The organism is Acidovorax sp. GW835-FHT14G06 (genome assembly GCF_058793595.1).
Map to the genome: position 1 here is coordinate 81,141 of NZ_JBXAGA010000002.1, position 11,795 is coordinate 92,935.

11 protein-coding genes are annotated in these 11,795 nt (G+C 65.9%); 5 read left to right on the top strand and 6 right to left on the bottom strand.

Features of this window, described 5'->3' with window-relative positions; all coding sequences use genetic code 11:
• Positions 1–5 precede the first annotated feature (5 nt).
• Both AC1Q64_RS02805 and AC1Q64_RS02810 read right to left on the bottom strand, forming a co-directional pair.
• Positions 6–644, bottom strand: a complete 639-nt coding sequence (locus AC1Q64_RS02805; RefSeq protein ID WP_291438160.1) for a DUF938 domain-containing protein — start codon at positions 642–644, stop codon at positions 6–8.
• 578 nt (positions 645–1,222) lie between these two features.
• Positions 1,223–1,504 (bottom strand): DUF427 domain-containing protein, encoded by a 282-nt coding sequence (locus AC1Q64_RS02810; RefSeq protein WP_056064826.1) that lies wholly within the window; start codon positions 1,502–1,504, stop codon positions 1,223–1,225.
• Positions 1,505–1,822: 318 nt separating this feature from the next.
• Here AC1Q64_RS02810 and AC1Q64_RS02815 point away from each other — a divergent pair, with 318 nt between their 5' ends.
• Positions 1,823–2,731, top strand: a complete 909-nt coding sequence (locus AC1Q64_RS02815; RefSeq protein ID WP_492250376.1) for an SDR family oxidoreductase — start codon at positions 1,823–1,825, stop codon at positions 2,729–2,731.
• Positions 2,732–2,802: 71 nt separating this feature from the next.
• Complete coding sequence (gshA, locus tag AC1Q64_RS02820) at positions 2,803–4,329, top strand: glutamate--cysteine ligase (protein ID WP_492250377.1); 1,527 nt, start codon at positions 2,803–2,805, stop codon at positions 4,327–4,329.
• Between the two features lie 94 nt (positions 4,330–4,423).
• On the opposite strand, the gene AC1Q64_RS02825 is transcribed toward gshA, so the two are convergent.
• Both AC1Q64_RS02825 and AC1Q64_RS02830 read right to left on the bottom strand, forming a co-directional pair.
• Positions 4,424–4,594 (bottom strand): oxidoreductase-like domain-containing protein, encoded by a 171-nt coding sequence (locus AC1Q64_RS02825; protein WP_492250677.1) that lies wholly within the window; start codon positions 4,592–4,594, stop codon positions 4,424–4,426.
• 56 nt (positions 4,595–4,650) lie between these two features.
• The gene (locus AC1Q64_RS02830) at positions 4,651–4,902 is read right to left on the bottom strand and encodes a hypothetical protein (protein ID WP_291438163.1); all 252 of its coding nucleotides are present in this window, start codon (positions 4,900–4,902) and stop codon (positions 4,651–4,653) included.
• A 96-nt stretch (positions 4,903–4,998) separates the two neighbouring features.
• Here AC1Q64_RS02830 and ylqF point away from each other — a divergent pair, with 96 nt between their 5' ends.
• Both ylqF and AC1Q64_RS02840 read left to right on the top strand, forming a co-directional pair.
• Positions 4,999–5,970, top strand: a complete 972-nt coding sequence (gene ylqF / locus AC1Q64_RS02835) for a ribosome biogenesis GTPase YlqF (RefSeq protein ID WP_492250378.1) — start codon at positions 4,999–5,001, stop codon at positions 5,968–5,970.
• Positions 5,971–6,160: 190 nt separating this feature from the next.
• On the top strand, positions 6,161–8,437 hold the full coding sequence (locus tag AC1Q64_RS02840; RefSeq protein WP_492250379.1) for a putative bifunctional diguanylate cyclase/phosphodiesterase: 2,277 nt from the start codon (positions 6,161–6,163) through the stop codon (positions 8,435–8,437).
• A gap of 141 nt (positions 8,438–8,578) precedes the next feature.
• Here AC1Q64_RS02840 and AC1Q64_RS02845 read toward each other — a convergent pair whose 3' ends face one another.
• Positions 8,579–8,722, bottom strand: a complete 144-nt coding sequence (locus tag AC1Q64_RS02845; protein ID WP_274114443.1) for a hypothetical protein — start codon at positions 8,720–8,722, stop codon at positions 8,579–8,581.
• A gap of 80 nt (positions 8,723–8,802) precedes the next feature.
• A complete protein-coding gene (locus AC1Q64_RS02850; RefSeq protein ID WP_492250380.1) occupies positions 8,803–10,089 on the bottom strand; it encodes an MFS transporter in 1,287 nt (428 codons plus the stop codon).
• Between the two features lie 309 nt (positions 10,090–10,398).
• Here AC1Q64_RS02850 and AC1Q64_RS02855 point away from each other — a divergent pair, with 309 nt between their 5' ends.
• Positions 10,399–11,421 carry an OmpA family protein gene (locus tag AC1Q64_RS02855; RefSeq protein WP_291438788.1) on the top strand — a complete coding sequence of 341 codons (1,023 nt, stop codon included), beginning with the start codon at positions 10,399–10,401 and terminating at the stop codon, positions 11,419–11,421.
• The last annotated feature ends 374 nt before the right edge of the window (positions 11,422–11,795 follow it).

Sequence of the window (11,795 nt, forward strand, 5' to 3'; positions counted from 1 at the left end):
TCTCTTCAGGGATTGCGTGCGGCGTGCGTCCAGACCAGCAGCAGATTGTTGGCGGGGAGCGCATGGCGCGCGGCCAGTTGCAGCCCTGCCTGGGCGGCAACGGCGGCCACGTCTTCGATGCGGCGGATGCCCCAGTGGGCGTCTTGCGCGCGCAGGCTGGCGTCAAAGGTCAGGTTGCCGGGGGCGGTGGGCACGCCGTCTTCCAGGTAGGGGCCGTAGGTGACCAGGTGGCCGCCCGGCGCCAGGTGGCGGGCGGCGCCCTGCATCAGCCCGGTGCAGCAGGCCCAGGGCGCGATGTGCAGCATGTTGGCGCAATAGACCAGGTCGAACGACGCAGCACCGAACGCCGGGCCCTCGCTGGGCCAGCGGTCATGCAGCACGTTGAGCCGCTGCGGCGCTTGCACGTTGCGGGCACCGGCCTGCGCCGCCCAGCCGGTGATCGATGCGAAGTGGGTGTCCTGCAGGTCGGTGGGCTGCCAGCTCCAGCCGGGCAGGGCGGCTGCAAAGTGCGCGGCGTGCTGGCCCGTGCCGCTGGCGATCTCCAGTGCGGCGCCGGTGGCGGGCAAAAGGGCCAGCAGCTGCGCCAGGATAGGGCCCTGGTTGCGCTCTGCGGCCGGGCTGTGCTGAAGGTGCGTGGTGGACACTGGGATATGGAGTGTTTTGGGCCGCTAGCGCTAGTGCATCATGCGCTGGCAGCTATGAAATAAAGAGCGGCCAGCAAAGGGCCGACGTGGACTGTACCGCAGACGCTTTACCCACCTCTGCTGCCTGTTTTTTCAGCGGTACAAGAACTGTCCTTGTAAATCAATGACTTAAGACTGTCATACAAGGCTTGTTCACAGTTATCCACAAGATTGTCCAGTGCAGGCAGGGATAACCGGGGGGTTTGGTGGCTTCGAAGGGGTGCCGGCTGCAAGTGGCGATTGAGGTTCCGCAATTGCCTGTTTTTTGAGCGGTGCAAGGATATCCCTTGTAAATCAACCACTTAAACCTGTCATACAAGGCTTATCCAAGGTTATCCACACCATTGTCCAGTGCCTGCCGGGATAACCCATGCCATGATTTTGCGGATTGATTAAAAATGAGGCAACGCAGTGCATTGCCTTGTAAATCAAGCACTTGCCACTGTCATACAGGACTTGCCAAAACTTATCCACATGATTGTCCAGCGCGGGCAGGGATAACCCGAACGGGGGCTGCCGCCGCGCGGCGGGACGCTCGTTCAGGCCGTGACCTTCACACCCTTCCAGAACGCCACACGGCCCTTGATTTCTGCGGCCTCGGGCTTGGGGTCTGCATAAAACCAGGCGGCGTCGGTGTTCATTTCGCCGTTGACCAGCAGCGACAGGTAGCTGGCCTGGCCTTTCCAGGCGCAGGTGGTCTTGTGGTTGCTGAACGTGAAGTAGTCGCGGTGGAGCGCGCTCTCGGGAAAGTAGTGGTTGCCTTCCACCACCACGGTGTCGTCGCTCTCGGCAACCACCACGCCGTTCCAGATTGCTTTCATGGGAGATCCTTGGGTAAAAATGGGCAATAGCGCCGGTGCTACATGCGCTAACAGCTATCAAAAAATGAGTGCAGGAGGGCTGCGCCGGCCCTACCTCAGGGCCTGTGCAGGCACCCATTATTCCCAATGTGCCGTGTGGGCGTGTGCGGTGCTCGGCCAGCGTGGGGGCCGGTGGCGGAGGATCCAGTCGCCTGTGCAACCCGCACGGGCTGCGCTGTGGCTTACAGTGCAGCGCGCGGCGCCAGCACATTCGGGCAGGTGCCATAGGTTTTTGTATTCCACTGATTGATTGACCAAGACAACAGGAGAACCTTCACCATGGGTATTGATTTCCAAGGCCGCGTGGCCATCGTGACGGGCGCAGGCGGCGGCCTGGGCCGCCAGCATGCACTGGCGCTGGCCCAGCGCGGCGCCAAGGTGCTGGTCAACGACCTGGGCGGCGCGGTAGACGGCAGCGGCGGTACCGTGGGTGCGGCGCAGGCCGTGGTCGATGAGATCCGCGCAGCCGGCGGCGAGGCGCTGGCCAATGGCGCATCGGTCACCGACTTTGCTGCGGTCGAAGCCATGGTGCAGCAGGCCATCGACGCCTGGGGCCGGGTGGACATTCTGGTCAACAACGCCGGCATCCTGCGGGATAAGTCGTTCGCCAAGATGAGCATGGACGACTTCCGCCTGGTGGTGGATGTGCACCTGATGGGTGCCGCCAACTGCTGCAAGGCCGTGTGGCCGCACATGGCGGCCCAGCAATATGGCCGCATCGTCATGACCACCTCGTCCACCGGCCTGTATGGCAACTTTGGCCAGGCCAATTACGGTGCGGCCAAGCTGGCCCAGGTGGGGCTGATGCAGACCCTGGCCATCGAGGGCGCCAAGTACAACATCCACGTGAACGCCCTGGCCCCCACGGCCGCCACGCGCATGACCGAGGGCCTGATGCCCCAGGAGGTGCTGGACGCCTTGAAGCCCGAGGCCGTGGTACCCGCCATGCTGGTGCTAGCGCACGAAAGCGCGCCCACGCGCACCATCCTGTGTGCGGGTGCGGGTACGTTTGAAGCAGCCCACATCACCCTCACGCAGGGTATTCATCTGGGCATCGGCGCCGATGTGCCCGAGCAACTGGCGGCCCGCCTGGCCGAGGTGACGGAGCGCGCTGGCGAGCAGGTACCACAAAGTGGCGCAGCCCAAGGAACCAATGAGGTTGGACGCGCTTTGGCCGCAAGGGCTTGATACCCCAGTGGGCGGGCCAGCGCTCAACGTGCTAAGTTCCGGGCCGACAGAAGTTGGATCGGTATAAACATATGAGCAAACTGCACGAGAGACTGGCCGCCTACCCGGCGGACGCCCTGGGGGGAATTCGCCGTGGCATCGAAAAGGAAGGGCTGCGTGTGCTGCCCACGGGCGGCCTGGCCCTGACGCCCCACCCGCTGGCGCTGGGCTCGGCCCTCACCCACCCCCTGATCACCACGGACTACAGCGAGTCGCAGCTGGAGCTGATCACCGGCGCCCACAAGGGCGTGCAGCAGTGCCTCGATGAGCTGACCGAGGTGCACCAGTTCGTGCACCACACCCTGAAGGACAGCGGTGGCGAGCTGCTCTGGGCCTCCAGCATGCCCTGCGGCCTGCCCACCGACGAGACGATTCCGATTGGCCGCTACGGCAGCTCCAACGTGGGCCGCGCCAAGAGCGTTTACCGCATGGGCCTGGGCCACCGCTATGGACGGCGCATGCAGACCATCTCGGGCATTCACTACAACTGGTCGCTGCCGGGCGTGGACAGCGAGCAATATTTCGCGCTGATCCGCAACTTCCGCCGCCACGCGTTTGTGCTGCTGTACCTGTTCGGCGCGTCGCCTGCCTTGTGCCCCTGTTTTGTGGAGGGGCGTGAGCACCGACTGCAGCGCATGGAGGGCGGCAGCGCGCTGTACCTGCCCCACGCCACGTCGCTGCGCATGGGCCGCCTGGGCTACCAGAGCGACGCGCAGGCCACGCTGGCCGTGAGCTACAACGGCCTCACGGGCTACGCCAATTCGCTGCATGAGGCGCTGACCAAGCCGTACCCGGCCTACGAAACCGTGGGCGTGCGCAACCCGGGTGGCGACTACAACCAGCTGGGCACCAGCCTGCTGCAGATCGAAAACGAGTTCTACGGCACCATCCGCCCCAAGCGCACCGTGCGCACGGGCGAACGCCCGCTGCACGCGCTGCGCGAGCGCGGGGTCGAATACGTCGAAGTGCGCCTGATGGACCTGGACCCGTTTGTGCCCGTGGGCATCACCGCGCCCACCATGCGGCTTCTGGATGTGTTTTTGCTGCACTGCCTGCTGTCCGACAGCCCGCCCGACACGCCCGCAGAAATTGCCGAACTCAAGCAGAACCAGCACCTCACCGCAGAGCGGGGCCGCGAGCCCGGCCTGCGCCTGTCGCGCAACGGCCAAAGCGTGCCGCTGACCGAATGGGGCTCCGAAGTGCTGGCTGCCTGCGAGCCTTTGGCCGCCGCGCTGGATGCCACCCATGGCACCAACGACTACAGCGCCGCACTGCGCGATGCCCGCGCGCTGATGGCTGCGCCCGAGCGCACGCCATCGGCCCGCGTGCTGGACAGCATGACGAGTGAGCACCAGCACAACTTTGAGGCCTTTGCGCGCCAGCAGTCCATGGCTGCGCGCGACGCACTGCTGGCCCTGCCCTGGACGGTCGAGCAGCAGGCGCGCTACCTGGCGATGGCTGACGAGTCAATTGCCGCGCAAAAGGCGATCGAGGCCGCCGACACGCTGCCGTTTGAGGAATGGCGCGAGCAGTACATGGCGGTGGAGCAGCTCGGCTGAGGGTGCGAACCGTGCCGAGTGGCATGGGTGCGCTATTTATTTGGTAGCTGCCTTGGCATATTGCACTGGCGCTACCAGCCAAAATGGCTGCAAATCAGTCTTGCAGCTGCAGCAGGGCCTCTTGCCGCCAGTATTCGGCGGCGTCCAGAAACCCCTCCCACACGCAGCCATTGCAGCCCCGGCCGCAGCAGGTGGTGGGCTCGGGTGGGGGGTTGCGCAGCGTGATGCCCGCAGTGGCCGCGCGCTGCTGCAGCGCCGTGAACATGGCTTGCGCCGTGGCGCCGTCCAAAGCCGGGCCTGGGGCAATCCCCTCCGGCAACGTCACGGCTTGCGGTGCCCGGCCTTGGCGCGGCGCATGCCGTACTGCACGCCGAACGCAATGCCCAGCACCAGCGCAAACCAGCCCACCAGCGCCGCCTGGGTCATGAGGTCGCGCACGCTGCTGGAGCGCGCCACATAGGGCGCCAGCAAGATGACCAGGCCGATGAGAGCCAAGGTCACGCCCTTGAACAGCACCTCCTTGTCGGCCTTGGTGGCAGTGGCTTTGCGCGGGGTGTCGATAGGGGCTGGCATGGTGGTCGAAAGCGCAGTGGCGCGGGGCAAGGGATGACCGCGATTATCCTTGCCACCCTCAGATCGTTTTGAATCAAGAAGAAAGTACCCCCCCGCATGGCCATCCAGTGGTTCCCCGGTCACATGCATCTGACCCGCAAAGCCATCACCGAACGCATCAAGGACATTGACGTGGTGATCGAGGTGCTGGACGCCCGCCTGCCCGGCTCCAGCGCCAACCCGCTGCTGGCCGAGATCACCGGCCACAAGCCCACGCTCAAGGTGCTCAACAAGCAGGACGTGGCCGACCCCGAGCGCACGGCGCTGTGGGTGGACTGGTACAACGCCCAGAGCGACACGCGCGCCTTGCCGCTCGATGCGTCCGACCCGGCCCCCACGCGCAAGCTGATTGACGCGTGCCACCTGCTGTCGCCCAACCGCGGCGGCATGGCCAAGCCCATGCGGGTGCTGATATGCGGCGTGCCCAACGTGGGCAAGTCCACGCTCATCAACACGCTCAGCAACAAGCGCCAGGCCAAGACGGGCGACGAGGCGGGTATCACAAAGCTGGAGCAGCGCATCACGCTGGCCGACGACTTTTATCTGTGGGACACGCCCGGCATGCTGTGGCCGCGCATTGTGGTGCCAGAAAGTGGCTACAACCTGGCGGCCAGCGGTGCCGTGGGGCGCAATGCGTATGACGAAGAACTGGTGGCGCTGGAGCTGCTGCGCCGCCTTCAGAAACACTACGCCCCCTTGCTGGAGACGCGCTACAAGCTGGGTCTGCCTGCAGGCGCCGTCGCCGAGATGCACGACGAAGAACTGCTCGAAGCCATCGGCCGTAAACGCGGAGCCATGCTGGGCGGTGGCCGGGTCAACCTGCAAAAGACGGCCGAGATTGTGATGACGGACTTTCGCACCGCCATCCTGGGCCGCATCACGCTGGAGACACCCACCGAGTTTGAGGGCTGGCGCGTTGCGGGTCTGGCCGAAGATGCCAAGCGCCAAGCCAAAAAGGATGCGCGCGCCAAAGCCAAGGGCAAGGGCTCCGGCGTGCGCGAGCCTGCGCCGGACAGCGACGCGGACTGATTGACCAGGCCTGCGCCTGCGGGCCTGTAGGCTGCGGCGGCCATTCTGGGACGAAGCTGGCGACGGTTCCTGGTGACACCGATGCAGATGCCGATGGATGGGCGCCGCAGCCACGCCAGCGGCGTTTTGTTCATAGGCGTTTTCTATGCCTGCGGTTACGATGGTTTCCTCCCCCGCAATTTCCGTCGCCATGGCCGAAGCCCCCGTTGTTCCGCTGCCAGACCACGAAGACGCTACAACGCGCCACCTGGTGCGCGTAGCGGGCTGGTCCGTGATGTTGCTGGGTTTTGTCATCGGCTTGCTGCTGCTGTGGGACCAGCCTGTGCAGCCGGTGCGCGTGGCGCTCAACTTTGTCGCCGGCTGCATTGGCGGCACGGCGCTCCTGCTGGCGCGCTGGCGTCGGTGGACGCTGGCCATCCATCTGCTGGTGTGGGGCGTGTGGGTATCGGTGTCGCTGGTGGCGGCTCGCAATGGCGGCGTGAACGGCCCCAACCTGCTGAACTATCCCGTGATCATCGTGCTGGCCGGATGGCTGCTGGGCGCGCGTGCCACGCTGACGCTTGTGGGGCTCACGGCCCTGCTGTTCCTGGGCTTCATCTGGGCGGACGTTCAGGGCCTGCTCAAGCCCGTGCAGGTGGCCAACCGCGTGGCGGGTGCGGTGTACCTCGCGGGCATCCTGGTGCTGACCGCTGCAGCCACGCTGCTGTCGCGCCGCAACTACATGAGCCGGGTGCGCGAGGCCCAGCAGACCGCGGCCAACCTGGCGGCCAGCGAGGCGTCGCTGCGCAAGCTGTTGCGGGCCGTGGAGCAAAGTCCCGAGGCCATCGTTATCACCGATCTGCGCGAGGACATCGAGTACGTGAACGAGGCCTTTGTGCGCCGCACGGGCTACGCGCGCGACGAGGTGGTGGGCCGCGCCTCGGCAGACTATTCCAGCAACGGCCTGGCGCCCGCGCAGCGCGAGGGCCTGCGCAGCACGCTGGCGCGCGGTGACAGCTGGGCGGGTGAGCAGGTCAACTACCGCAAGGACGGGCAGGCATTGATCGAGTCTGTGGTGGTGGCACCCATCCGCCAGACCGATGGTCGCGTGAGCCACTTTGTGGAACTCAAGCAGGACGTCACCGAGCGCAAGCGCGCTGCCGACGAGATCCATCGCCTCGCGCATTTCGACAGCCTCACCAGCCTGCCCAACCGCTCCACGCTGATGGAGCGCCTGCATGCGCTGCGGGGGCGTCCAGGCCGTCCGCCGTCCACCCAGCACGCCCTGCTGCTGCTGGACCTGGACCGGTTCACCACCTTCAATGACGCGCGCGGCAGCGAAATGGGCGACCGCCTGCTGTGTGCCGTGGCGCTGCGCCTGTCCGAGATCCTGCCCCCCCAGGACCTGCTGGTGCGGGTGGCGGGTGACGAGTTTGCTGTGGTGCTTCACGGCCTGGGGGTTGACGCCTCGCTGGCGGGCCGCCACGCACTGGCCTTTGCCGAAAAGCTGCAGACAGCCTTGCTACTCCCCCTGCGCCTGGAGGGCGATGCGCAGGACGCCCAACTGGGCGCCAGCGTGGGCATCACCCTGTACCCCCAAACGTCGGACGACGGTGCACACGATGCGCTGCGGCGCGCGGGCACCGCCCTGCACCGTGCCAAGCAGGCCGGGGGCGGACGGGCTGCGTTTTTTGAGCAGGGCATGGGCGAGGCCGCCGAGCAGCGCTTTCGGGTGGAGCGCGAACTGCGCCATGCCATTGGCGCAGGCGAGCTGCGGCTGCACCTGCAGTCGCAGGTGGATGTGTCGGGCCAGGTCACAGGCGCCGAGGTGCTGGTGCGCTGGCAGCATCCGCGCGACGGCCTGGTGGCGCCGGGCGTGTTCATCCCAGTGGCCGAGGAGTCCGACCTCATCGTCAGCCTGGGCGATTGGGTGCTGGCCCATGCCTGTGCGCTGCTGGCGCAGCCGGTGTTCCGCGAACGCCGGTTGCGGCTGTCGGTCAACCTCAGTGCGCGGCAGTTCCGGCAGGCGGGTTTTGTGGGGCAATTGCGGACGGTGCTGGCTGCCACGGGGGCCGACCCGCGGCTGCTCACGCTGGAGGTGACCGAGGGTCTGGTGATCGATGACTTTGATGATGCAGTGGCCAAAATGCGCGCCCTGGCTGCGCTGGGCGTGGACATGTCGCTGGACGACTTTGGCACCGGCTACTCATCGCTGGCCTACCTCAAGCGCCTGCCCATCCAGGAGATCAAGATCGACCGGTCGTTTGTGCACGAGGCACCCACCAACGCCGACGATGGTGTGCTGGTCGAGGGCATCTTGTCGGTGGCCCGGCACTTCGGCCTGCGTGTGGTGGCCGAGGGGGTGGAGACCCATGCCCAGGCCGACTTTCTGCGCCAGCGCGCGCCGGACATCGTGTACCAGGGCTACCTGTTTGGCCGGCCAGAGCCGGATGCCCAGTGGCTGGCGCGGTTGACCCAGCCTGCCTGAGCCATGGGGCGGTGCGCGCCGGATGAGGGGCTGCTTATTGCGGCTTTTGAAAAAAATAGCCGCAGGCGCTTATGCAATATGCGCCCGCAGCTATTGTTTTGGTAGCGTATTCGCCTGGCCCAGGCGGTGCGCTGTCGTGACTTACTTGTTTTTGTCTTTGCCCTTGGGCAGGACGGTGGTCATCGGCGGCATGGGCCGGTCCGATGCGCTGTGTTCCTTGGGCGGCGAGGTGTCCTTTTTGGGTTTCTTCGCCATCTTGTTGCTGCGCTGTTCGCCTTTGGCCATGGGGCCTCCTTGAAAGGTCTCGGGATGGGACCGTGCGAGGATGTTACGTCACAAATTGCGTCGTTGGCGGCTGCAGGTGGCTACGCGCCCGCGCCTTCCGTGGCCCCCCGTGCGGCATCACTGCGCGCCTGCACGGCCAGCCGCTGGTCGCAGGCCAGTGCCAGTGCGTTCAGCACAGCAATGCCCATCCCCAGCGCGCAAGTGGCGCTCCAGCCGCCCCACAGCCAGGCCACCGACCCCATCGCCGAGCCCGTGGCCGCGCCCACAAAGTAGCTGGTCATGTACACCGCGTTCAGCCGCGCGCGGGCCGTGGGGTCCAGCCGGTAGATCACGTTCTGGTTGCTGATGTGCACACCCTGCAGCGCCAGGTCGGCCACCAGCATGCCCACCACAAACCACACCAGGCTGCTGGCGCCCAGCCACAGCGCGCCCCAGCCCAGCAGCAGCAAACCTACCGATGCGGTGGTGGCCACCTGCGCTTGCCCACGGTCGGCCATGCGGCCCGCCACATTGGCCATGAGCGCACCGGCCACGCCCGCCAGCCCCACCAGGCCGATGCCCGCGTCGCTCAGTCGGTGTGCAGGCCCCGCCAGCAGCAGCGCCATGGTGGAGAACAACACACTGACCGAGGCAAATGACAACCCGCCCAGCAAGGCCCGGCTGCGCAACCGGGGGTGGCGCAGCGCCAGTGTGCCCAGCGACCGCAAGACCTGCCCATACCCCTGCGTCTGAGCCGAGGCCGCATTGCGCGACACGGGCATCACCCACCACAACGCCAGCGCCACGGCCACCATGGCGACGCCCGCCACGCGGTACACCAGCGTCCAGCCGCCCACCTCCGAAAGCAGTCCCGCCACACTGCGCGCTGCCAGAATCCCGGTCAGCAGCCCGCTCATCACCAGCCCCACGGCCCGGCCGCTGCGGCCCGGCGCTGCCAGGGTGGCTGCCAGCGGCACCAGCACCTGTGCCGCCACCGAAAACAGGCCAGTGAGCAGCGTGCCCAGCGCCAGCATGGCGTAGTTGTGCGCGAACCCGCTGGTAAACAGCCCCAGAGCTGCCAGCAGCATCAGCGTGGTGATGAGCCGCCGCCGCTCCAGCAGGTCGCCCAGCGGCACCAACAGCAGCAGCCCTGCTGCGTACGCCACCTGCGCCAGCGTCACGATGAGCGCCGCCGACGCGTCCCGCACCTGCAGCTGCATGGCAATGGAGTGCAGCAGCGGCTGGTTGAAGTAGTTGCTGCCTGCACACAGGCCGCAAGCCACGGCCATGAGCAAGAGCACGGGAGTGCTGATGCCGGGGGGGCCGGGTGGCGGTGCCTCTGGATGGGTGCGTGCGGGGGAGGAGGCTGAGTGGGGGGATGAAGTCATGGAGGGTGCAGGTGCAGGCTTGGGGCGCATGCAACGCGCGTGCCATGAGCCATGGCCTGGGCTGCAATTTTCGCTGGCATCCGCTTCGGCGTTTGGCGGGTGACATGCATCCTGCGGGGGGTGTCAAACACCAAGCCGGTGTGAAACTGTGATGGATTTCGCAAAAACGGGTCTCTGCGCCACGGCGCTGCACGCAGGTTGGGTGGTATGTCTCCAGGTGCTCGCCTATGATGGTTGCGAGCCCGCCGCCTGTCGCAGCGCCGGGTGCCGCACCAGTTAGCGATGCGTGTTTTCAACCGGAGATTGCCCATGAGCATGAAGCTGTTTCGTCAGTGGGGCGCATCGCTGTGCCTCGGGTTCCTGGCCTCGGTCAGCGTGTTGCCGACGTTTGCACAGGACCTTGCCGGTGCCAAGGACCACCCCGCCGTGAAGCGTTTTGGTGGCAGCACCATCGTGGGCTATGAGGTGCGCAACTTCGACGCCGTGGAGTTCCAGACTTCCACGTTCAAGGAGTTCGACCTGCAGACCTACAAGCGGCGCTATGTGCAACCGCCGCTCGCTCTGGAAGGCAAGCTCACCCGCTTGTGGTACGAGGCCCCCGGCGCCACGCGGTCGCTGGAGCTGTTTCGCAACTATGCCAACGACCTCACCGCCAGCGGCTTCACGGTGCTGTATGACTCCACCCGCGACGGCGCTGCGGGCAACTACACCAACTTTTTGGCCAACTTCAGCAGCGGCCAGCGCGACTTCATCAAGAACAACCGCAGCGAATACGTGATGTATGGCGCCGATGCCAGCACCGTGCGCACCGGCACCTTCCAGAAGGGCAACACCACCGTGCGCCTCGTCTCCATCGACTGGCCCAAGGAAGACGCCACCTACAAATCCAGGCAGGGGGCCTATATCGCCGTGGACATCCTGGAGTCCAAGGCCATGGAGCAGAACATGGTGGTGGTCAGCGCCTCCGACATCAGCAAGTCCATCACCGCCAACGGCAAGGTCGCCATCTACGGCATCCTGTTCGACACTGGCAAGGCCGACGTGAAGCCCGAGTCCAAACCCTCGCTGGAGCAGATCGCCGCCTTTCTGAAGGCCGAGCCTGCCGTCAAGCTGCACGTGGTGGGTCACACCGACAGCGTGGGCGGATTCGACAGCAACCTGACCCTGTCCAAGCGCCGCGCCGATGCTGTGGCCGCCGTGCTGGCCAAGGACTACGGCATTGCCGCCAACCGCCTGGTGGGCAACGGCGTGGCTTCGCTCGCACCTGTAGCCAGCAACAGCAGCGATGAGGGCAGGGCCAAGAACCGGCGCGTGGAGTTGGTGCCGCAGTGAGATTTTTGTCGCTGGGGCACGCAGCTGGGTTGGGCACAAACTACGCAACCTGGACACTGCACTTGTTGGTGCCCACTCATGCAACGCCACTTCTTCGCCGCGCGGGCAATAGATCTGCATGAGACTTCTTGCGGCCGGATTGGGCTTGGCCATTGCGGTGGCATCGACAGGCTGCCAACCGCGAGTTGTGGAGTCTTACGACTTCGGCGTGCAGATCGCCAGGCCCGCTTTTGCGACAGAAGAAGACGTCAAGAACCTCCGAGCCAACGCAGCGTGCGGAAGCGGGCGGGAGGCCGTGTTCCAGCGCTTTCACGGACGTGGTCGGTATGTGTTTTCCTGCAGATCAGAATGAGAGTCTGGTGTTGCCGCCGTGG